This is a genomic window from Streptomyces sp. NPDC093510 (assembly GCF_040683555.1).
Taxonomy (GTDB): Bacteria; Actinomycetota; Actinomycetes; order Streptomycetales; family Streptomycetaceae; genus Streptomyces.
The window spans coordinates 1-21,864 of the sequence record NZ_JBFBEE010000041.1 but is presented as its reverse complement, the minus strand read 5'-3'; the positions used below and the strand labels follow the sequence as shown (position 1 = coordinate 21,864).

General features: G+C 71.3%; 16 protein-coding genes. 13 read left to right on the top strand and 3 right to left on the bottom strand.

Features of this window, described 5'->3' with window-relative positions; genetic code table 11:
• Positions 1-226: 226 nt before the first annotated feature.
• The 3 genes from AB0N81_RS39380 (at position 227) to AB0N81_RS39370 (ending at position 5,921) form a co-directional block, all read left to right on the top strand.
• Positions 227-490, top strand: coding sequence for a WhiB family transcriptional regulator (locus AB0N81_RS39380; RefSeq protein WP_016642094.1), 264 nt, complete (start codon positions 227-229; stop codon positions 488-490).
• A 212-nt stretch (positions 491-702) separates the two neighbouring features.
• A complete protein-coding gene (locus tag AB0N81_RS39375) occupies positions 703-4,434 on the top strand; it encodes a glycosyltransferase (RefSeq protein WP_365367281.1) in 3,732 nt (1,243 codons plus the stop codon).
• The gene (locus tag AB0N81_RS39370) at positions 4,431-5,921 is read left to right on the top strand and encodes a DUF5719 family protein (protein ID WP_365367279.1); all 1,491 of its coding nucleotides are present in this window, start codon (positions 4,431-4,433) and stop codon (positions 5,919-5,921) included. The genes AB0N81_RS39375 and AB0N81_RS39370 overlap by 4 nt, the downstream gene beginning before the upstream one ends.
• Before the next feature lie 69 nt (positions 5,922-5,990).
• On the opposite strand, the gene AB0N81_RS39365 is transcribed toward AB0N81_RS39370, so the two are convergent.
• The gene (locus AB0N81_RS39365) at positions 5,991-6,443 is read right to left on the bottom strand and encodes a metallopeptidase family protein (protein ID WP_365367277.1); all 453 of its coding nucleotides are present in this window, start codon (positions 6,441-6,443) and stop codon (positions 5,991-5,993) included.
• Between the two features lie 262 nt (positions 6,444-6,705).
• Here AB0N81_RS39365 and AB0N81_RS39360 point away from each other — a divergent pair, with 262 nt between their 5' ends.
• The 7 genes from AB0N81_RS39360 (at position 6,706) to AB0N81_RS39330 (ending at position 14,332) form a co-directional block, all read left to right on the top strand.
• Positions 6,706-7,128: a DUF3499 domain-containing protein gene (locus AB0N81_RS39360; protein ID WP_365367275.1), complete on the top strand. Its 423-nt coding sequence runs from the start codon at positions 6,706-6,708 to the stop codon at positions 7,126-7,128.
• 168 nt (positions 7,129-7,296) lie between these two features.
• A complete protein-coding gene (locus AB0N81_RS39355; protein ID WP_365367273.1) occupies positions 7,297-8,913 on the top strand; it encodes an L-lactate permease in 1,617 nt (538 codons plus the stop codon).
• Between the two features lie 112 nt (positions 8,914-9,025).
• Entirely contained in the window at positions 9,026-10,390 is a 1,365-nt protein-coding gene (locus AB0N81_RS39350) for a phosphomannomutase/phosphoglucomutase (protein ID WP_365367271.1), read from the top strand.
• A 166-nt stretch (positions 10,391-10,556) separates the two neighbouring features.
• Entirely contained in the window at positions 10,557-10,733 is a 177-nt protein-coding gene (locus AB0N81_RS39345) for a Trm112 family protein (RefSeq protein ID WP_365367269.1), read from the top strand.
• A gap of 67 nt (positions 10,734-10,800) precedes the next feature.
• Positions 10,801-12,006, top strand: coding sequence for an SIS domain-containing protein (locus AB0N81_RS39340; RefSeq protein ID WP_365367267.1), 1,206 nt, complete (start codon positions 10,801-10,803; stop codon positions 12,004-12,006).
• Positions 12,007-12,098: 92 nt separating this feature from the next.
• On the top strand, positions 12,099-13,250 hold the full coding sequence (gene manA / locus AB0N81_RS39335) for a mannose-6-phosphate isomerase, class I (protein ID WP_365367265.1): 1,152 nt from the start codon (positions 12,099-12,101) through the stop codon (positions 13,248-13,250).
• A gap of 122 nt (positions 13,251-13,372) precedes the next feature.
• Positions 13,373-14,332, top strand: a complete 960-nt coding sequence (locus tag AB0N81_RS39330) for a cation transporter (RefSeq protein ID WP_365367263.1) — start codon at positions 13,373-13,375, stop codon at positions 14,330-14,332.
• 116 nt (positions 14,333-14,448) lie between these two features.
• On the opposite strand, the gene AB0N81_RS39325 is transcribed toward AB0N81_RS39330, so the two are convergent.
• Entirely contained in the window at positions 14,449-16,623 is a 2,175-nt protein-coding gene (locus AB0N81_RS39325) for a fructose-specific PTS transporter subunit EIIC (RefSeq protein ID WP_365367261.1), read from the bottom strand.
• Positions 16,624-16,983: 360 nt separating this feature from the next.
• On the opposite strand from AB0N81_RS39325, the gene ahcY reads away from it, so the two are divergent.
• Together ahcY and AB0N81_RS39315 are read left to right on the top strand one after the other, a co-directional pair.
• The gene (gene ahcY, locus AB0N81_RS39320) at positions 16,984-18,438 is read left to right on the top strand and encodes an adenosylhomocysteinase (protein WP_365367259.1); all 1,455 of its coding nucleotides are present in this window, start codon (positions 16,984-16,986) and stop codon (positions 18,436-18,438) included.
• 378 nt (positions 18,439-18,816) lie between these two features.
• Entirely contained in the window at positions 18,817-19,431 is a 615-nt protein-coding gene (locus AB0N81_RS39315; RefSeq protein WP_365367258.1) for a hypothetical protein, read from the top strand.
• A gap of 28 nt (positions 19,432-19,459) precedes the next feature.
• Here the strand turns inward: AB0N81_RS39315 and AB0N81_RS39310 are convergent, their stop codons facing one another.
• Positions 19,460-20,431 carry an RDD family protein gene (locus tag AB0N81_RS39310; protein WP_365367257.1) on the bottom strand — a complete coding sequence of 324 codons (972 nt, stop codon included), beginning with the start codon at positions 20,429-20,431 and terminating at the stop codon, positions 19,460-19,462.
• Between the two features lie 98 nt (positions 20,432-20,529).
• Here AB0N81_RS39310 and AB0N81_RS39305 point away from each other — a divergent pair, with 98 nt between their 5' ends.
• The gene (locus AB0N81_RS39305; protein ID WP_365367255.1) at positions 20,530-21,537 is read left to right on the top strand and encodes a stage II sporulation protein M; all 1,008 of its coding nucleotides are present in this window, start codon (positions 20,530-20,532) and stop codon (positions 21,535-21,537) included.
• Positions 21,538-21,864 lie beyond the last annotated feature (327 nt).

The window sequence follows — 21,864 nt, the reverse complement described above, 5'->3', positions numbered from 1 at the left end:
GGGGGAACTCTTGGCGGAGCGCCGGACGGGTCATCGAGGGTGTCATGGTTTAGGCCGATTTGAACACTTTCTGCACACCCTTGGTTCCGCAGAGTGAATAAGGGGCCCAATAGCAGATCTCGGCTTGACTGGCCCGGATCGGCGCACTTGTAATTTCACTCGTGTCGTTCAGCCGAAACCGGTAACGGCCGCACCACGGGGACGCACAGACAGACGAGGGGCGCACATGACCGAGCTGGTTCAGGAACTGCTGGTCGAGGACGCGGACGAGGAACTCGGCTGGCAGGAGCGCGCACTGTGCGCCCAGACCGACCCCGAGTCCTTCTTCCCCGAGAAGGGCGGCTCCACGCGCGAGGCCAAGAAGGTCTGCCTCGCCTGCGAAGTCCGCTCCGAATGCCTTGAGTACGCACTTGCGAACGATGAACGTTTCGGCATCTGGGGCGGCTTGTCCGAGCGTGAACGCCGCAGACTGAAGAAGGCCGCGGTCTGAACGAACGCGTTCGTACGAGCGTGCCGTCGGCCAATTCGCCACACATCTCCCCCAAACAATGCGCAGCGAACGGCCCGTCACCCGTGGGTTATCCACAGGCGGCGGGCCGTTCTGGTGCCAGCCGTTAGTGTGGGGCCCCGTCCGAGACGCCCCGTCGCCCCCGCAGGGCGCAGGCGTCCACCGAAGTCCAGCGAACCGGGGCCCGTACCTCGATGTCCGTGCACAGCCATTCGGCAGCCCATCACGACGCTGCCACCGGGTTCGACCCGACCCGCCCTCCCGAGTTCCCGCGGCACGTCGTGACCGCCGTCCTCGTGTCCCACGACGGCGCCCGCTGGCTGCCCGACGCCCTGACGGGGCTCCTCGGTCAGGAGCGGCCCGTGCAGAGCGCCGTGGCCGCGGACACCGGCAGCGCCGACGCCTCCGCCCAGCTGGTCACCGAGGCCCTCGGCGCCGACCGCGTGCTGCACCTCGCCCGCCGCTCCGGCTTCGGCACAGCCGTCGACGAAGCCGTCCGCGCCGCCGCCGTGCTCACCCCCGAAGAGCTGCCCTACCTGAAACGCCCCAGCGGCTGGGACCCGGTGAGCCGCAGCTGGCGCGACGACGCGTACGACATGCCGGACCTGCCGCACGGCGAACCCGTCCAGTGGCTCTGGCTGCTGCACGACGACTGCGCGCCCGAGCCCGACGCCCTCGCCGAACTGCTCCGCGTCGTGGAGAACGAACAGGAGCTCGGCAAGGAAGTCGCCGTCGTCGGTCCCAAGCTCCGCGGCTGGTACGACCGAAGGCAGCTCCTCGAAGTCGGCGTCTCCATCGCCAACAGCGGCCGCCGCTGGACCGGCCTCGACCGGCGCGAGCAGGACCAGGGCCAGCACGACCACGTACGGCCGGTGCTCTCCGTGTCCACCGCGGGCATGCTGATCCGCCGCGACGTCTACGAACAGCTCGGCGGCTTCGACCGCCGCCTGCCGCTGATGCGCGACGACGTCGACCTGTGCTGGCGCGCGCACGCCGCGGGCCACCGCGTCCTCGTCGCCCCCGACGCCGTCGTGCGGCACGCCGAGGCCTCCTCCCGCGAGCGCCGCACCGTCGACTGCGTCGGCCGCACCGCGACGTCGCCGCACCGCGTGGACAAGGCCGGCGCCACCTACACCCTGCTCGTCAACGCCCGCTCGGCCGTGCTGCCCTGGGTCCTCTTCCGGATCGTCTTCGGCACGCTCGTGCGCACCGTCGCCTACCTCGTCGGCAAGGCACCCGTCCAGGCCCTCGACGAAGTCGCCGGTCTCCTCGCGACACTGCTGCGGCCCGGCCGGATCCTCGGCGCACGCAAGCAGCGCGGCAAGCCGCTGCCCGACGCGGGCGAGATGCGGCCCCTCTTCCCGCCGCCCGGCGCCACCGTGCGGGCCACCGTCGAACAGGCGGCGGGCGGCCTCGTCGGCCGCGCCGACGCCGAGGCCCCCGCGGGCGCGGGACGGCACGGCGCCGTCGAGTCGGGACCCGGCGGCGACGACGCCGACTTCCTGGAGGTCGAGCAGTTCGCCCGCCTCAAGCGCGTCGCCCGCAAACCGGGACCGATGCTCTTCGTAGTGCTCCTCTTCGCCTCGCTCATCGCCTGCCGCGCACTGCTCGGCACCGGAGCGCTCGCGGGCGGCGCCCTGCTCCCCGCACCCGGCGACTCCTCGGGCCTGTGGGCGCGCTACGTGGACGGCTGGCACCCCGTCGGCACCGGCGGCACACAAGGCGCACCGCCCTACCTCGCGCTCGTCGCGAGCCTGTCATCCCTGCTCTTCGGCTCCACCGGGCTCGCGGTCACCGTGCTGCTCGTCGGCTCCGTCCCGCTGGCCGGCTTCGCCGCGTACTTCGCCTCCCGCCCGCTCGTCACCTCGCGCCTGCTGCGCGCCTGGGCGTCGATCGCGTACGCCTTCCTGCCCGCCGCCACCGGCGCCCTCGCCGGCGGCCGCATCGGCACCGCCGTCCTCGCCGTCCTGCTGCCGCTCATCGCGCGCGCGGGCATCGCCGCGAGCGGCCTCGCCAACCCGGACGGCGTCCGCGGCACATGGCGCGCCACCTGGGCGTACACCCTGCTGCTCACCCTCGCCACGGCGTTCACGCCGATCGTCTGGCCGATCGCCCTGGTGCTCGGCCTCGCCCTCCTCGTGGTGCGCCGCCGCGACCTGATGGCGTACGGGCCGCGCTTCCTCGCCGCGCTCGGCACGCCGCTGCTCGTCCTCGCGCCCTGGTCCCTGTCGCTGCTGCCCTTCGGCTTCTTCAAGGAAGCGGGCCTGGAGTTCGGCGCCGGATCAGCCACCGCCGTTGACCTGCTCGGCGCCAGCCCCGGCGGTCCCGGCACCGTGGACGGTCTGCTCCTCATCGGCATCGTCCTCGCCGCGCTCGGCGCCCTGCTGCGCGGTGAGCGGCAGCTCGCGGTCCGCACCGCCTGGGCCGTCGCCCTGGTCTCCCTGGTCTTCGCGGTCCTGTCGAACGGCTCGGCGTGGGCAGGACCGGCCACCCTCGGCTACGGCATCGCGCTCCTGGCCGCCGCCGCACTCGGCGCCGACGGGGCACGCGCGCGTGTCGCCGAGCAGAGCTTCGGCTGGCGCCAGCCGGTCGCCGCGCTCATCGCGTTCGCCGCCGCCGCGGGACCCCTGCTCGTCGCCGCCGGATGGATGATCGGCGGCGCCGACGGCCCGCTGGAGCGGCGCGACCCGGTGCAGGTGCCCGCGTTCGTCGCGGAGGAGAGCGGCACGCAGGACCAGGCCCGCACCCTCGTCCTCGGCAGCGACTCCACCGCCGAGGTCTCCTACACGCTCGTACGGGGCTCGGGCGGCCGGCTCGGCGACGCGGAACTCGCCGCGGCGGCCCCCGACGACGAGCGGCTCGACAAGATCGTCGCCCGGCTCGTCGCGGGCTCCGGCGCCGACCAGGCCGACCAGCTCGGCGGCTTCGCCGTGCGCTACGTCCTCGTACGCGAGGGGGCGCCCCGCCAGATGACCCGCACCCTGGACGCCACCCCGGGCCTGACCCGGCTCAGCCAGGAGGACGGCAGCGCCCTGTGGCGCGTCGACCGGCAGGTGGCCCGCGCCGCCGTAGTCCCGAAGACCGGTGACCCCGAGCCCGTCGCGGCAGGACCCGTCGAGCTCCACACGAAGATCGAATCCGGTGACGCGGGCCGTGTCCTGCGCCTCGCCGACTCGGCCGACCCGGGCTGGACGGCGACCCTCGACGGCCACCCGCTGCCCCGCACCACCGTCGACGGCTGGGCCCAGGGCTTCGAACTGCCCACCGCGGGCGGCCACCTGGACGTCACCTTCGACGCCCCGATGACCCACACGGCCTGGCTGTGGGCCCAGGGCACGCTCGCCCTCGTCCTCGTGGTCCTCGCCCTGCCGGGGCGGCGCCGCCACGTCGACGACGACCTCCCCGAAGAGCTCGTCGTCCCGGCTCAGGCGGTCGAGGGCGAGGGACGCAGGGCGCGCAGGCTGCGCGCCCAGAGCGAGCAGGCCGCACAGGAGGCGGGCCAGGACGTACCGCCTCCTCCTTCGGAGGAGGCCCTCGCCACGGTCCCGCAGCAGCAGTCGCAGTCCTACGACGAGTGGGAGGCACCCGCCCACGCGGGCGCCGAGCACGGCACGTACGACGGGGGACAGCAGTACCAGGGCGGGCAGTACCCGTCCGGGGCGTACGAGCAGCCGTCGTACCAGGCGGACGCCTACCAGGGCGGCCAGTACGACCCGTACGCGTCCTACGGAGGCGCCGGCGGTGTCTACGGAAGCGGGCAGCAGTACGGGCAGTCGTACGACGCCGCATATGACGCCCCGTATGACGGTTCGTACGACGCCTCGCAAGAACAGGCGTACGACCAACAGCAGCCCCCGCTGCCGCCGCAGCCCCCACGACCGCCCCACGGCACCGACAGTGAGCGCCCCGACGGGAGCCAGCAGTGAACCGCACCACCCAGTCCCTGATCGCCGTGGTCGTCGCGCTCGGCGCCGTCACCGGGTTCGCCGCGTTCGGCGGCACGGACGGCACGGACGACCCCAAGGCGCGGACGGCGACCCGGCTGCCCGTCGAGCGCACCAGCCTCCTCTGCCCGGTGCCCAGCTCCTCCGACCTCGCCGAGACCTCGTACACCGCGTTCACGCCGAAGGCGAGCGGCGCCGAGGACAAGGGCAAGGCGGAACTGCTGCCCGTCAGCAAGGCATTGACGGACGCGGCCAAGGAGAACGACAAGAAGGCCAAGCCCTTCCTCACCCAGAAGACGCCGGGCGAACCGGTCGCAGGCGAGGAGTCCGGCGCCGAGGCGCCCGCGCTCATCGGCACGGCCGACGGCGGGCTCGCCCCCGGCTGGACCGTGCAGCAGACCACTACGTACGCGGCGGGCAGCGGCCGCGGCATGCACGGCACCAACTGCACGGCGCCCGACACGGACTTCTGGTTCCCGGGCGCGAGCACCGCCAAGGACCGCAACGACTACATCCACCTGACGAACCCGGACGACTCCGCAGCCGTCGTCGACGTGGAACTGTTCGGCCCGGACGGTGAGGTCACGTCCGCGGTGGGCGACTCGATCCAGGTCCAGCCGCACTCCAGTGTCCCGGTGCTGCTGTCCACCCTCGCCGACAAGGCGTACACGAACCTGACCATGCACGTGATCGCGCGCAGCGGCCGGGTCGCCGCCGCCGTGCAGTCCTCCGACGAGAAGCTGGGCGGCGACTGGCTGCCCGCCTCCGCCGACCCGGCGGACAGCCTCGTCCTGCCCGGCATCCCGAAGGACGCCACCTCGGTGCGCCTGGTCGCCTACGCACCGGGCGCCCAGGACGCCGACCTGAAGGTCCAGCTGGTCTCGCCGACCGGCACGATCACCCCGGCCGGGAACGAGAGCGTGCACGTCAAGTCCGGCATGACGGCCGCCGTCGACCTCGGAGACGTCACCAAGGGCGAGGCCGGCTCGCTGCTCCTGTCGCCGACCGAGGCGTCGGTTCCCGTGGTGGCGGCGCTGCGCGTCACCCGCGGCAAGGGCACCAAGCAGGAGACGGCGTTCATCCCGGCGACGAGCGAGGTCGGCGCGCGCGCGACGGTCGCCGACAACCGCGCCAAGGGTTCCACGCTCTCGCTGGTCGCCCCCGGGAAGTCGGCCCAGGTGAAGGTCACGGCGTCCGCAGGCACCGAAGGCGGCTCACCGGCCACCAAGACGTACACGGTCAAGGGTGGTACGACCCTGGAGATCGCGAACCCTCCGGTGCCCGACGGCCTCAAGGGTTCCTACGCCCTCACGGTGGAGCCGGTGTCCGGCGGCCCGGTCCACGCGGCGCGGACGCTGTCGGCGCCGGAGAACGGCATCCCGATGTTCACCGTCCAGACGCTGCCGGACGACCGGGGCACGGTCGCCGTGCCGAAGGCCGAGCGAGACCTGGCCGTCCTTCAGAAGTGAAGCCGTCCTTCAGAAGTGAGGGGAGGGTGGTGCCGCGCCGAGGGACATCCCGCGCGCGGGGCGGTGGGCTCAGTCCTCGTCCCCGTAGCGCGGGTCGACCGACTCCGGGGACAGGCCGAGCAGTTCCGCGACCTGCTCGACGACGACCTCGTGCACGAGATGCGCGCGCTCGTCGCGCCCCTTGGTGCGGATCTCCACGGGGCGGCGGTAGATGACGACGCGGGCAGGCCGCCCCTCGGACGCCGTGATCGTGCCGCCCAGTGGCACCACCTCGTCCTGCCACTCCCCGTCCGCCCGGCCCAGCGGCGGCACCTCGAGCACCATGAACTCGATCTCCGTGAGCTGCGGCCAGCGCCGTTCGAGGCGCTCCACCGAGTCCTGCACGAGGTCGGTGAAGGCCTCGCCGCGGCTGGCCGAGAGCGGCACCTGAGGGGGCGCCACAGGGCCGCGCATGCCCCTGCCGTGGCGATCGCGGCGGCGGGGCCTCGGTTCCGCGGGGCGAGGCTGTACGGGGTCGTCCATCACTGACGAAGCGTAGTCCCCGAGATCTCCCTTTCCTTGCGGCACGCGACATGTCCTTTCCTGACCGTTCCTGCCGGACTCGGACTCAATTCCGTATCTCTCCTGGACCGTCGATCTCGCACCGAATGACGTGATCCACGCCATGTGGTGACCGGAATCGATACCGTCCGCCCTTGCGGTCACTGGCGTCTGCGCAGGTCAGCGAGGTGTCCGCGCGGTGCGTCGGTGCGTGGGCCAGGGCACGACACGGTGGAGTGACCTCATGGAGAGTCGTCGCGGCCCGCTCAAGAGTGCGGTACCGTCCAACATCGTGAGCCCTGTACGTCGCTGTTCGCGCACCGCTTGCGGCCGTCCCGCCGTCGCGACGCTGACGTACGTCTACGCCGACTCGACCGCGGTCCTCGGCCCCCTCGCCACCTACGCCGAACCCCACTGCTACGACCTGTGCGCCGAGCACTCCGAGCGCCTCACCGCACCCCGCGGCTGGGACGTAGTCCGGCTCGCCGACGCCTCGGGTCCCGCCCGCCCCTCCGGCGACGATCTCGAAGCGCTCGCCAACGCCGTGCGCGAGGCGGCCCGCCCGCAGGAGCGCGCGGCCGAGGCAGGCGGCGGGGCACGCAGGGCGGACCCGATGGAGGTCGCACGCCGCGGCCACCTCCGGGTGCTGCGCTCCCCGGACTCCTGAACCGCGCGCCTGAACCACGCGCCTGAACCGCGCGCCTGAACCACGCGACGCCCACAGCGCGCCCCTCGCCCCCGCCGCACCCTTCACGGGATCTTCGCCGTCCGGAACGTTGACGTCCGTTCGTCGGGGACATGACGATTTCGCCACCCCACAGCCGGGAGGCGTCCTGTGTTCGTGCAGCAACTGGAGCCCGTGGCCGACTCGCTCGGCCTGTCCGCACTCGTCGCGACCCTGCCCCTCCTGACCGTCCTCGTCCTCCTCGGCGCCGTCCGCATGAAAGCGCACCGGGCGGGGCTCATCGGCCTCGCCGTCGCCGTCCTGGTCGCCTGGCTCGCGTACGGCATGCCGCTCGGCCAGACCGCCTCCAGCGCCGCACAGGGAGCCCTCTTCGGGCTCTTCCCCATCCTGTGGATCGTCGTCAACGCCCTGTGGGTGTACCGCATGACGGTCCGCACCCGGCACTTCGACATCCTGCGCCGCTCCTTCGGCAGGCTCTCCGACGACCCGCGCATCCAGGCCCTCGTAGTGGCCTTCTGCTTCGGAGCGCTCCTGGAGGCACTCGCCGGCTTCGGAGCGCCCGTCGCGATCAGCGCGGTCATGCTCGTCGCCCTCGGCTTCGACCCGGTGCGCGCCGCGGTCGTCGCCCTCGTCGCCAACACCGCACCCGTCGCCTTCGGAGCGATGGGCACGCCCGTACTGACACTGGCTCAGGTGACGGGCCTCCCACTGGACACCGTCGCCACGGTCGTCGGCCGCCAGACACCCCTGCTCGCCCTCGTCGTACCGCTGCTCCTCGTGGTGCTCGTGGACGGGCGGCGCGGGCTGCGCGAGACCTGGGTGCCCGCACTGGCCTGCGGGTTCGCCTTCGCCGTCGCACAGTTCGCGGCATCCAACTACGTCTCCGCGCAACTCGCCGACATCGGCGCCGCACTGGCGGGCGCGGGCGCCCTGATGGCGGTGCCACAGGCGCGCAGGCCCGCCACCGAGCCCGTCCGCGCCACGGTCCTCACCGGCGTACGCAGCGAGGACCTCGACCACGACGACCCGCGCTCCGAAGTGCTGCGCGCCTACGCCCCGTACGCCCTGATCGTCACCGTCTTCTCCCTCGCCCAGATCCCGGCCGTCAAGGACCTCCTCGCGAAGGCGACGCGCACCTTCGACTGGCCCTTCCTGAACGTCGGCGACCCTTCGGGGGAACCGGTCGGCGGCAACGTCTTCTCCCTGCCGCTCGTGGCGACCGGCGGGACGCTCGTGCTGCTCGCCGGAGTGGGCACCGCGGCCGTCATCGGGGTGCACGCGCGCGTGGCGGTACGGGAATGGGCCGCCACCGTCCACGAACTCCGGTACGCCATCCTCACCGTGACGTCCGTCCTCGCCCTCGCGTACGTCATGAACCTCTCCGGCCAGGCCGCCACGATCGGCCACTACGTAGCGGCCGCCGGCGCGGGACTCGCCTTCCTGTCGCCGGTGCTCGGCTGGTTCGGCGTCGCGGTGACCGGCTCCGACACCTCGGCCAACGCGCTCTTCGGCGCCCTCCAGGTGACGGCCGCTCAGCAGTCCGGCCTGTCGCCGGAACTCCTCGCGGCCGCCAACAGCTCCGGCGGCGTCCTCGGCAAGATGATCTCCCCGCAGAACCTGACGATCGCGTGCGCCGCCGTCGGACTCGCGGGCAAGGAGGGCGACCTGCTGCGCAAGGTGCTGCCCTGGAGTCTCGGCCTGCTCCTCGTGATGTGCCTGATCGTCGTCGGGCAGAGCACGGCGGTGCTCGGCTGGATGCTGCCTTGAGCGCGCTCTCCGGAGACGCGGCCTGCTGTCGGTCACAGCGGGTACTTTTGGGGTGACCGCGGAGGGCTCTCCGTACTCGCTGAACTCGCAGAACCTGCAGAGAGGGTTGGCCGTGACTGCTGATCTGTCCCAGATCGTGAAGGCGTACGACGTCCGCGGGGTGGTCCCCGACCAGTGGGACGAGTCGCTCGCCGAGCTGTTCGGGGCGGCGTTCGCAAAGGTCACGGAGGCGGACGCGATCGTGGTCGGACACGACATGCGCCCCTCGTCACCCGGCCTCTCGCGCGCCTTCGCACGCGGCGCCGCCGCCCTCGGCGTGGACGTGACACAGATCGGCCTGTGCTCGACGGACCAGCTGTACTACGCGTCGGGCGCGCTGGACCTGCCGGGCGCGATGTTCACCGCGTCGCACAACCCCGCCCAGTACAACGGCATCAAGATGTGCCGCGCGGGCGCCGCCCCGGTCGGCCAGGACACCGGCCTCGCCGACATCCGCGCCCTCGTGGAGCGCTGGCGCGAGTCCGGTGCCCCCGAGAGCGCCGCGACCCCCGGCACCCTCACCGAGCGCGACACCCTCACCGACTACGCCGCCCACCTGCGCGGCCTCGTCGACCTGACCGCCATCCGCCCCCTCAAGGTCGTCGTCGACGCGGGCAACGGCATGGGCGGACACACGGTCCCCACCGTCTTCGAGGGCCTGCCCCTCGAACTGGTGCCGATGTACTTCGAACTCGACGGCACCTTCCCCAACCACGAGGCCAACCCCCTGGACCCGGCCAACATCGTGGACCTGCAGCAGCGGGTGCGCGAAGAGGGCGCCGACCTCGGCATCGCCTTCGACGGCGACGCGGACCGCTGCTTCGTCGTCGACGAGAACGGCGACCCGGTCTCCCCGTCGGCCGTCACCGCCCTGGTCGCCTCCCGCGAGCTCGCCAAGCACGGCGGCAAGGGCACGGTCATCCACAACCTCATCACCTCCTGGTCGGTCCCGGAGGTCGTGAAGGAGAACGGCGGCACACCGGTCCGCACGCGCGTGGGCCACTCCTTCATCAAGGCCGAGATGGCGCGGACCGGCGCCATCTTCGGCGGCGAGCACTCCGCGCACTACTACTTCAAGGACTTCTGGAACGCGGACACGGGCATGCTCGCCGCCCTCCACGTCCTCGCGGCCCTGGGCGGCCAGGACGGCCCGCTCTCCGCACTCGTCGCCCAGTACGACCGGTACGCGGGCTCCGGAGAGATCAACTCCACGGTCGACGACCAGACCGCCCGCCTCGCCGCGATCAAGACGGCGTACGACGGCACGGACGGCGTGACCCTCGACGAGATGGACGGCCTCACCGTGACCGCCGCCGACTGGTGGTTCAACGTACGCGCGTCGAACACGGAACCCCTCCTGCGCCTGAACGTCGAGGCGCGCGACGAGGCGACCATGGCCAAGGTGCGCGACGAGGCCCTCGCGATCATCCGCGGCTGACGTCCGCACACGCGGACACCGGCCACAACGGGAAGGCCGCGGCCGCCCGGCCGCGACCTTCCCGACCCCCCGCGCACCGCCCCGCACGGAGGTAGGCTGACCAGGCCGCATCCCGCGCGCCACAGCAGCGCACCACCCACCGCATCCGCTCGAAGGGACCCACCCAATGCCGCTCGAAGCCGGCCTCCTGGAGATCCTCGCCTGCCCGGCCTGTCACGCCCCCCTCAAGGAGACGGACACCGAGCTGATCTGCACGGCGGACACCAAGGAATGCGGCCTCGCCTACCCGCTGCGCGACGGCATCCCCGTCCTCCTGGTCGACGAGGCACGCCGCCCCGCGTAGCGCCACCCGCCGGACACGGCCCCGGCACCCGCAGGAAGCCGCGCCCCGCGATCGGAGACCTGACCCCATGCTCGACGAGTCGCTGCTCGACGACCCCGAGGCGCTCGCACGCGCCGACCGTCGCGGACTGCTGCGCGGCGCGGCGGAAGCGGGCGCCCGCGTCCGCACCGCGGCCCGGCACGCCGCGGAGGCGGGTCTGACGGAACTCAAGCCCGACGGCCGCCCGCGCGCCGTCCTGATCGCGGGACCGGGCACCGCCGCCGCCTGCGTCGCCGACCTCCTCGACGGCCTCGTGGGGACCGGCTGCCCCGTCATCCGGCTCACCCCGAGCGGTGTCGCCCCCGCCGCGGGCGCCCTGCGCTGGACCCTGCCCGGCTGGGTCGGCCCCGTCGACCTGCTCCTCATCGCCACCCCCGACGGCACCGAACCGGGCCTCTCCCTCCTCGCCGACCAGGCGTACCGCCGCGGCTGCACGGTCGTCGCCGTCGCCCCCGCGCGCACCCCGCTGGCCGAGAGCGTCGAGGGCAGCCACGGCCTCACCGTCCCCATGGCCACCTCCCCGTACGGCGCGTACGAAGGCGCGCACGACGACGCCACCCGCGGCTCCGCCTCGTACGAGGCCCGCCGCGTCGAGGACGAAGCCGCACCCGGCGCCCCCTGCACCCTCTGGGCCCTCCTCGTCCCGCTGCTCGTGCTCCTCGACCGCACAGGACTGGTCACCGCCCCCGCCGACACCCTGCAGAAGGTCGCCGACCGCCTCGACCGCGTCGCGGAACGCTGCGGCCCCGCCATCGCCACGTACAGCAACCCCGCCAAGACCCTCGCCGCCGAGCTGGCCGACTCGCTCCCGCTGATCTGGACCGAGGGACAGTCCGCGGGAGCCGCGGGCCGCCGCTTCGCCGCCACCCTCGCCGAGCAGGCCGGGCACGCCGCGCTCGCCGCCGAACTGCCCGAGGCGCTGCCCGCGCACGGCGCCGTCCTCGCCGGCAGCCCCACGGGCGGCAGCGGTGGCGACACCGACGACTTCTTCCGCGACCGCGTCGACGACCCCGCGGCCCTCCGCGCCCGCGTGGTGCTGCTCCGCGACCGGCCCGTGGACGCCGGCGGCCTCACCGCGGCCCCCGCCGCCCGCGAACTGGCGCACGGCCACGACATCGCGCTCAGCGAGCTCGAACCGGAGGACGGCGACGAACTGGAAGCGCTCGCCGAGCTGATCGCCGTCACGGATTTCGCCGCCGTTTACCTGGCGCTCGCCTCGGGGGCCGGATCATGACCACAGCGCCGGTCACCGCCGAAGCCCAGCATGCGCGTACGCAGAAGTACCCGGTTAGTACGCAGTAGCACCCAGTAAGGGAGAGCCCCTCCGTGGATCGCCTCACCAACACCATCCGCCCCTACGCCTGGGGTTCCACCACCGCCATCGCGGAGCTCATCGGCGCCGAGCCGAGCGGCGAACCGCAGGCCGAGATGTGGATGGGCGCCCACCCGGGCGCGCCCTCGCGCACCGAGCGCGGCGCGCTGAACGAGGTCATCGACGCGGCCCCGGAGCGCGAGCTCGGCGAGGCGGCCGCCGCCAAGTTCGGCCCGCGCCTGCCCTTCCTCCTCAAGATCCTCGCCGCGGGCGCCCCGCTCTCCCTCCAGGTGCACCCCGACCTCGCCCAGGCGAAGGAGGGGTACGCGGACGAGGAGCGCCGCGGCGTCCCGGTCGACGCCCCGCACCGCAACTACAAGGACGCCAACCACAAGCCCGAACTGATCTGCGCCCTGACGCCGTTCGACGGCCTGTGCGGCTTCCGCGCCCCCGCCGAGACCGCCGACCTCCTCGAAGCCCTGGAGGTCGACTCCCTCAAGCCGTACGTCGACCTGCTGCGCGCCCAGCCCGAAGAGGCCGCCCTGCGCGAGGTCCTGACGGCCGTGCTGAGCGCCGACCCCGAGCAGATGGCCGAGACGGTCTCCGAGGTCACGGCCGCCGCGCGACGCCTCGGCGGCGCCTACGAGCCGTACGCGGGCATCGCCCACCACTACCCCGGCGACCCCGGCGTCATCGCCGCCATGCTCCTCAACCACGTACAACTGCAGCCCGGCGAAGCCCTGTTCCTCGGCGCCGGCGTCCCGCACGCCTACCTCGACGGCCTCGGCGTCGAGATCATGGCCAACAGCGACAACGTCCTGCGCTGCGGACTCACCCCCAAGCACGTCGACGTCCCCGAACTCCTGCGCATCGTCCGCTTCGAGGCCACGGACCCCGGCGTCCTGCGCCCGGAAGCGTCCCCCACCGGGGAAGAGGTCTACGAAACCCCGATCGACGAGTTCCGCCTCTCCCGCTTCGTCCTGCCCGAGAGCGCCGCCCCGCACGACCTCACCACCGCCACCCCGCAGATCCTGCTCTGCACGGCGGGCACGGTCCGCGCGGGCGAACTGACCCTGACGCCCGGCCAGTCCGCATTCGTCCCCGTCGGCGAAAAGGCCGAAGTGTCCGGCACCGGCACGGTTTTCCGAGCCACCGTGGTGGCCTGACGCACCACAGCCGTCCCGTGCTGCAACAATGACCCACCGCAAAGGGCGGGCAAAGCACCGCCGCAACGTGGTCGATACGTACGAAGTCGATACGTACGAAGGCGAAAGGGAACCCCGCACTCATGAGCGCGTCAGGCGGAACAAAGGCGATTGTCGCGGCACTGGCGGCGAACCTCGCGATCGCGGTGGCGAAGTTCGTCGCGTTCATCTTCAGTGGCTCGTCCTCGATGCTCGCCGAGAGCGTCCACTCCCTCGCCGACTCCGGCAACCAGGGCCTGCTGCTCCTCGGCGGCAAGAAGGCGCAGCGCGAGGCGACCCCGCAGCACCCGTTCGGCTACGGCCGCGAGCGCTACATCTACGCCTTCCTCGTCTCCATCGTCCTCTTCTCGGTCGGCGGCATGTTCGCGATCTACGAGGGCTACGAGAAGATCAAGGACCCGCACGAGATCGAGCACTGGTACTGGCCCGTCGGGGTCCTGGTCTTCGCGATCATCGCGGAGAGCTTCTCCTTCCGGACGGCCATCAAGGAATCCAACCTGACGCGCGGCAAGCTCACCTGGACGCAGTTCGTGCGCCGCGCCAAGGCCCCCGAGCTGCCCGTCGTCCTCCTGGAGGACCTCGGCGCGCTCGTCGGCCTGATCCTCGCCCTCGTCGGCGTCAGCCTCGCGCTGGCCACCGGTGACGGCGTCTGGGACGGCATCGGCACGCTCTGCATCGGCGTCCTGCTCATCGTGATCGCGATCGTCCTCGCCGCGGAGACCAAGTCCCTGCTGCTCGGCGAGGCCGCGGGCATGGAAGAGGTCGGCAAGATCGAGAAGGCCCTGGTCGACGGCGACACGGTCACCAAGGTCATCCACATGCGCACGCTCCACCTTGGCCCGGAGGAACTGCTCGTCGCCGCCAAGGTCGCCGTCCGGCACGACAACACGGCCGCCGAGGTCGCCGCCGCGATCAACGCCGCGGAGGAGCGCATCCGCGTCGCGGTCCCGATCGCCCGCGTGATCTACCTCGAACCGGACATCTACGACGAGTCGGCGGCCGTCGCGGGCGAGAACCCGGCGAAGTCACCCGGCGGCCACTGAGCCTGTTTCGTTCGTACGTCGATGGGGCCCCGCACCATGCTCGGTGCGGGGCCCCATCGACGTATCCGGGAAGGCTCCAGGGAGCCTGCCTGGTGCTTTCCGGGAAGATCCGACCGCTACCGCACCTCGCGCAGCACGTCGAGGACCGCGGCGTCGTCAGGCGCCGCCTCCAGCCGCTCCCGGAAGTCCGGGGCCATCAGCTTCCGGGAGAGCAGGGCGAGAATGCGCAGATGCTCGTCCCCGGCGGCCGCCTCCGGCACGGAGATCATGAAGATCAACTTGGCCTTCGTACCGTCGAGCGAACCCCACTCGATGCCCTCCGACGACCGCGCGAACCCGACGACCGGCGAGTCCACGGCATCGGTCTTGGCATGCGGAATGGCGATCTCCTCGCCGAGCCCCGTGGTGCCCTGCTCCTCGCGCCGCAGCGCGGTCCGCACCAGCTCCTCCACGTCGTTGACCTTGCCGGTGGAGGCGAGCAGCGCGGCCATCTCGCGGATGGCGGCGTCCTTGTCGCCCGCGTCGAGCCGGACTTTCACGGTCTGCCGGGTGAGGTACCCGGAGAGAACCTCGTCCGGTGACTCGGCCTGCTCGGCCTGCTCGGTCTGCTCCGATTCGGGAGAGGAGGGGGAGGCAGGAGCGGTGGAGGAGGCAGGAGAGGTGGGGGAGGCGGGAGCGGCAGGAGCGGCGGAGGCCGACGGTGCCTTCTGCGGCGTCCCGGCGACGACCGCCGCACCGCTTGCGGTGGCTCCGACCCCGGCGAGCACCGGCTCGGGCCCGCCGGACGCGCCCGGGGCGTCGACCAGGGGAGCCCCGCGCCGCTTGCGCTCACTGAGGTCGACCAGCGTCACGGTCGTGAGCGCCGTGACGACCGCACCGATGGCGATGGCCACGAAGAACATGGGTACGCCGCCGACCGCGCCCAGCAGCGCCACGATCGGGCCACCGTGCGGCACCGCGTCCTTCACGCTCGCCATGCCGGCGACGGCACCCGCGACGGCGCCACCGAGCATGTTGGCGGGGATGACCTGCGCGGGCCGTGCCGCGGCGAACGGAATGGCGCCCTCGGAGATCCCGAAGAAGCCCATGAAGAGCGACGCCATGCCGGTCTCGCGCTCCTGCTGCGAGTACAGCTTGCGCCGGATCAGCGTGGCGAGGCCCTGACCGAGCGGCATCACGGGAATGGCCGCCGCGCACATGCCCATGACGGTCTGGTTGCCGGTCGCGATGAGCCCGGTGCCGAAGAGGAACGCTGTCTTGTTGACGGGACCGCCCATGTCGAACGCGATCATGAGGCCGAGGATCGCCCCGAGCAGGATCGCGCTGGTGCCCGTCATGCCGCTGAGCCAGCTGGTCAGATGCTCGAACACCCAGGAGATCGGCTTGCCGATGACGTAGATGAAGAACAGCCCGAGAGTCGTGGTCGCCACGATCGGGATCACGATGATCGGCATGATCGGCTGGACGAACTTCGGGACCTTGACCTTCTTGATCCACACCACCAGATACCCGGCCAGGAAGCCGGTCACGATGGCCCCGATGAACCCCGCACCGGCCTTGGAGTCGTACAGCTCCCCGGTATTGGCGATCCACCCGCCGATCATGCCCGGCACCAGCGCGGGCCGGTCCCCGATCGCGTACGCGATGTAGCCCGACAGGATCGGCACCATCAACGTGAAGCCGATGACCCCGATGGCGTTGACGTGCGCCCAGAAGGTTCCTTCCGGGATCACATAGCCCTTGGACGTGGCGTCACCGCCCAGCGCCAGCGAGATCGCGATCAGCAGCCCGCCGACCACGACGAACGGGATCATGTACGAGACGCCGTTCATCAGCGCCTTGTACGCGACGCTCCGCTCCCGGCCACCTCCTCCGCCTCCGCCTCCGGTGGAAGCCTCGGCGGAACCCCCGCCTCCGCCCTCACCCTCGCCGTGGACGGGCGCGTTCCTCACCTGCTCGATCAGCTGCTCCGGGTGGCTGATGCCCTCGGACACCCCCACGGACAGCACACGTTTCCCGGCGAACCTGCTGCGGTCCACATCCTTGTCAGCTGCGATGATGATGCCGTCGGCGTCTCTGACATCGTTGTCAGTCAAGACGTTCTCGGCCCCGATTGAGCCTTGCGTCTCCACCTTCATGTCGACGCCGAGGCGCTCCGCCGCCTGCGAGAGCTTCTCCGCCGCCATGTACGTGTGAGCGATACCGGTCGGGCAGGCGGTGACGGCGAGCAGCTTCGGCCTCCGCTGCTCGCCGCTGCCCCCGCCTGTGGGGGGATCGGCCGGACTGGTCACGTGGATCTCCTAACGCCTTTGGCCACACAAGATCGCGCATATGTTCCCGATCTCAAGGCATCCTGCAACACATAACCGCAGGATCAAAAGCGCAAAGATCCCATATCGTCCGGGTCTGGCGGCCTATCCGCCGGAGATGAAGTACCTCAAGGCGGGCTGGGGCTTGCTGGGCCAATCGGTGTAGCTTGGTGACCGAGCCAGACGTCGCTGCTGATGGCGGTCGGGCGGTCCACGCACGGACTGTCCGAGGGAGAGAGGGCCTCCGACGGACTGCGCTGCGCGCGTCTGAGCACCCGTGTGCCCGACGCCGCAGGTCAGCCATGTCCATCCCTCGATCGACCCACGAGGAGCAGCTCACTCATGACTCTTATCAACGGCAAGGACTTCAAGGTCGCCGACCTCTCCCTCGCGGCCTTCGGCCGCAAGGAGATCACTCTCGCCGAGCACGAGATGCCCGGCCTGATGTCGATCCGCAAGGAGTTCGCCGCCAGCCAGCCGCTGGCCGGCGCCCGCATCATGGGCTCCCTGCACATGACCGTGCAGACCGCCGTCCTCATCGAGACCCTGGTCGCCCTCGGCGCCGAGGTCCGCTGGGTCTCCTGCAACATCTTCTCCACCCAGGACCACGCCGCCGCGGCCATCGCGGTCGGTCCGAACGGCACGCCCGAGGACCCGCAGGGCATCCCGGTCTTCGCCTGGAAGGGCGAGACCCTGGAGGAGTACTGGTGGTGCACGGAGCAGGCGCTGACCTGGCCGAACACCCCCACCGGCGGCCCGAACATGATCCTGGACGACGGTGGCGACGCCACCCTCCTCGTCCACAAGGGCGTCGAGTACGAGAAGGCCGGCAAGGTCCCCTCCGTCGACACCGCCGAGAACGACGAGCACCGCGTCATCCTGCAGCTCCTCAACCGCACCATCACCGAGGGCTCGCAGAAGTGGACCCAGCTCGCCTCGGAGATCCGCGGCGTGACCGAGGAGACCACCACCGGCGTCCACCGTCTCTACGAGATGCAGCGTGACGGCCAGCTCCTCTTCCCGGCGATCAACGTGAACGACGCCGTCACGAAGTCGAAGTTCGACAACAAGTACGGCTGCCGCCACTCCCTGATCGACGGCATCAACCGCGCCACCGACGTCCTCATCGGCGGCAAGACCGCCGTCGTGTGCGGCTACGGCGACGTGGGCAAGGGCTGCGCGGAGTCCCTGCGCGGCCAGGGCGCCCGTGTGATCATCACCGAGATCGACCCGATCTGCGCGCTCCAGGCGGCGATGGACGGCTACCAGGTGACCACCCTGGACGAGGTCGTCGAGACGGCCGACATCTTCGTCACCACGACGGGCAACAAGGACATCATCATGGCCGCGGACATGGCCAAGATGAAGCACCAGGCCATCGTCGGCAACATCGGCCACTTCGACAACGAGATCGACATGGCCGGCCTGGCCGCGATCCCGGGCATCGTCAAGGACGAGGTCAAGCCGCAGGTCCACACCTGGACGTTCCCCGAGGGCAAGGTCCTGATCGTGCTCTCCGAGGGCCGCCTGCTGAACCTGGGCAACGCCACCGGCCACCCCTCCTTCGTCATGTCCAACTCCTTCGCGGACCAGACGCTGGCCCAGATCGAGCTGTTCACCAAGCAGGAGGAGTACCCGACCGACGTCTACGTGCTCCCCAAGCACCTGGACGAGAAGGTCGCCCGCCTGCACCTCGACGCGCTCGGCGTGAAGCTCACGAAGCTCCGCCCCGAGCAGGCCTCGTACATCGGTGTCGAGGTGGAGGGCCCCTTCAAGCCGGACCACTACCGCTACTGACCGGACCCCTACCGCTACTGAGGCCCGACCGACCCCGGTCCCCTCGACCTCAGCAGGCCCTCGCCCCCGCGGCGGGGGCCTGCCCCTTTGAGCGGTGACGCGACAGGAGACCGCCCGACCACCCGGCACAGCCCCGTCGACCACAGCCCCATCGACCCGCCTGCCCCCGGACCCCCAGCCCCCGCCACGGGCATCCGTCCCCGCGACGGGCACCGCCCCCGCCATGGACACTGATACCGGCACCCCCGCCCCCCACCGGTACGGCAACCCCCACCGCCCCCGGCACCAGCATGGGCACCGCTACCGCTACCGCTACAGCCCCCGCCCCCGCCACCAACAGCTCAGCGCAGGAACCGACCGAGGACCAGGACCAAGCCCATGCCCCGCGGCCGATATTCGCTCCACGACACGCACGACCACACCCCCCTCGGCGAAGAACACTTCCACTGCGCACCCGGCCCCTCCGGCTGGCGCTACGTCTCCCAACGCACCACTCCCTCAGGCACCCCCACAGGCTCCGTCGACCTCGCACTCGACGACCGCGGCCGCCCCATCCGCCTCGAACTCCACGCCGGCGACTGGCAGGTCCGCGCCGGGGCTCTCAACGGTGTCACCTGGGTCCGCACCGACCCCACGGGCGCACACGCCACCGAAGACAACGCCCCCGCCCACGCCTTCACCGGGACATCCCCCGCCTTCCTCATCGCGACGGCCCGGCTCCTGCGCCTGACCTCCGCTTCCCCCGCGACCCGGATCCGCCTGGTCGCCTTCACGGACCCGGTCCTCGCCCCCCGCACTCTCGACCAGTCCTGGGCCCTGCTGAAAAGCGAAGCACACGCCACTGACAACGGCCCCCTGATCGTCGACGAATACCAGGTCACAGCCCTGGACACCGGCGAACAGCACGCCGTCCACATCACCGGCGACGTCGTCCTCGCGGCCCCCGGCATCGAGCTGGAACACCTCGAAACCCCACCGTCGGTCTTCGCCTGACGCCTGAGACCTGAGCCCTGACGCCTGATCAGGCAGGCGGCTGAAACCCGGTCGCCGGCCGGTCCGCCTCCGCCCCCGGCCCTCCCGGCCCTCCCGGCCCGTGGTGTATGGAAGGAGAGCCAGAAGCACCAGGCCGAGCACCGTCCACGGGGACGTGACCACCCTCGGGGGCATGCCCAGAGCCGCCCTGAGAAGCACCCACCGGCCTCTCAGCCCTGAACGCACCCATGGGACTCACGGAAGCCGAGGCGGCGACACCGGCAGCCCGCCGCGCGTCCCGCGCCTGCCGCTCGTGCACCACAGCCGCCAGATACGCGGCCGGCGGAACCCCGTGCGGCGCCGGCGCCCCGGTCCGCTCCGCCAGATCACCGGCAAGCCGTTCCGCCATCGCCCAGCCCACCTGTGGATCCAGTTGCTGCATCCGCGTCAGGTACTGGCGTATCGCCAACCACAGCCCCTCGGGCACACCGGACAGATCCAGCCCGGAGAACCGCCCCACGAGCCAGGGCGGCGGCGGAGGCACGAACGCCGCCTGCCCGGCGGGCACCCGCTCACGTACGACCAGCGTCCCCGCGAACACGTCCCCGAGCCGTCGCCCCCGCGCCGACACCAACGACGCGATACACGCGACGACCCCGAACGTCAGCAGGATCTCTACGACCCCGATGGCCCCCCGCACCAGCGCATGCCGGAACCGGATCGGCCCCCCGTCGTCCCGCACCACCCGCAGCCCGCACGCCAGCTTCCCGAGCGACCGCCCGTGGCTGAGCGTCTCCACGGCGATGGGCCCACCGACCAGAAGAAGCACGAAACCGGCGACCGCGACCGCGGCAGCCGCCGCCTCGTCCAGAGAAGCGGTCGACGCGAGAATCCCGAGAGTCACAGCCAGGTACACCGCCCATGCCACGACCAGGTCGATCAGCACGGCCAGCGCCCGGCTCGGCAGCTTCGCGGGACGCAGCTCCAGTGCCACCGCCTCGCCCGTCACAAGCTCACTCACGCCAGCCACCCTTCCCTGCCCTGCCGTCGGACTGGCCAGTCTGCCAAGCTGATGAATCACGCGCCGCAGTACGAGGAGCTACGAGGAGCAGTCAACCGATGGACCTCGACGTCTTCGTGTCCGCCCACCGAGCCGAGTGGGACCGACTGGACGCCCTGCTGCGCCGCGGGCGCCGCCTCACCGGAGCCGAGGCCGACGAACTGGTCGCTCTCTACCAACGCACCGCCACCCACCTCTCCCTGATCCAGTCCAGCGCACCCGACCCGCAGCTGACCGGACGCCTCACACACCTGGTGGCACGCGCGCGCAGCGCCGTGACCGGCACAAGACGCGCTTCCTGGCGTGATGTCACACGCTTCCTGACACACGGTTTCCCCGCAGCGGTCTACCGATCACGCCGCTGGTGGATCCCCACCGCCCTGCTCTCGACGGTCCTCGCGGCAGTCATCGGCTGGTGGATCGCCGCACACCCCGAAGTCCAGTCGTCGATCGGCGCCCCCAGTGAGCTCCGGGAGATGACCCGCCCCGGCGGCCAGTACGAGACGTACTACTCCAGCCACCCCGCGGCCTCCTTCGCCGCCCAGGTCTGGACGAACAACGCCCAGGCAGCCGCGATGTGCCTGGTCCTGGGAGCCTTCCTCTGCTTCCCTGTCGTCTGGATCCTCTTCCAGAACATGCTCAACGTCGGCGTGGGCATCGGCCTGATGTCCTCGGCCGGCCGCCTCGACACCTTCCTCGGCCTGATCCTGCCGCACGGCCTCCTGGAGCTGACCGCAGTCTTCGTAGCCGCCGGTACGGGTCTACGCCTCGGGTGGACCGTCATCGACCCGGGTCCGCGCACCCGCCGCACCGCCCTGGCGGAGGAGGGCCGCGCAGCCCTCGGCATGGCCATCGGCCTCGCCCTGGTCCTCTTCATCTCGGGCGCCATCGAAGGCTTCGTGACCCCGTCAGGCCTCCCGACATGGGCCCGGATCGCCATCGGAATCGGCGCTGAACTGGCATTCCTCGCCTACGTCTACGTGCTCGGCGGCAGAGCGGCCCGCGCCGGCGAGACCGGAGACCTGGATCAGGACGAACGCAGCGCCTCCGTCCCCCTCGCAGCGTGATGTGCATACGGCCCATCTGACCTGCTAGTCTCCTCATCGCCCCGGAAAAACCGTTGACACGGAAGGACTGGGGAGGTAGATTCGAACAGTTGCCTACAGTTGGACAAAGTCCGACGGCGGCAGTTAAGATCTAGCTGCTTCTCGAATTTCATTAAACGAGAAGCCACCCCCGATGAATCGGAATCCGAAGCCGGTAAGACCGGCCGAAAACTTCTGATAAAGTCGGATCAGTCGAAAGGCAAAGGCCCTCCAACGGCCACCGGAAATGAAATCCGAACCGGGAACGGAACGGAAAACGGATCTGGTAAGGTTGGAAACACGAAATAC

Coding starts and splice junctions, on each gene's coding strand:
- AB0N81_RS39380 (WP_016642094.1), top strand. CDS start 227: ATGACCGAGCTGGTTCAGGAACTGCTGGTCGAGGACGCGGACGAGGAA.
- AB0N81_RS39375 (WP_365367281.1), top strand. CDS start 703: ATGTCCGTGCACAGCCATTCGGCAGCCCATCACGACGCTGCCACCGGG.
- AB0N81_RS39365 (WP_365367277.1), bottom strand. CDS start 6,443: ATGGACGACCCCGTACAGCCTCGCCCCGCGGAACCGAGGCCCCGCCGC.
- AB0N81_RS39360 (WP_365367275.1), top strand. CDS start 6,706: ATGGAGAGTCGTCGCGGCCCGCTCAAGAGTGCGGTACCGTCCAACATC.
- AB0N81_RS39345 (WP_365367269.1), top strand. CDS start 10,557: ATGCCGCTCGAAGCCGGCCTCCTGGAGATCCTCGCCTGCCCGGCCTGT.
- AB0N81_RS39340 (WP_365367267.1), top strand. CDS start 10,801: ATGCTCGACGAGTCGCTGCTCGACGACCCCGAGGCGCTCGCACGCGCC.
- AB0N81_RS39330 (WP_365367263.1), top strand. CDS start 13,373: ATGAGCGCGTCAGGCGGAACAAAGGCGATTGTCGCGGCACTGGCGGCG.
- ahcY (WP_365367259.1), top strand. CDS start 16,984: ATGACTCTTATCAACGGCAAGGACTTCAAGGTCGCCGACCTCTCCCTC.
- AB0N81_RS39315 (WP_365367258.1), top strand. CDS start 18,817: ATGCCCCGCGGCCGATATTCGCTCCACGACACGCACGACCACACCCCC.
- AB0N81_RS39305 (WP_365367255.1), top strand. CDS start 20,530: ATGGACCTCGACGTCTTCGTGTCCGCCCACCGAGCCGAGTGGGACCGA.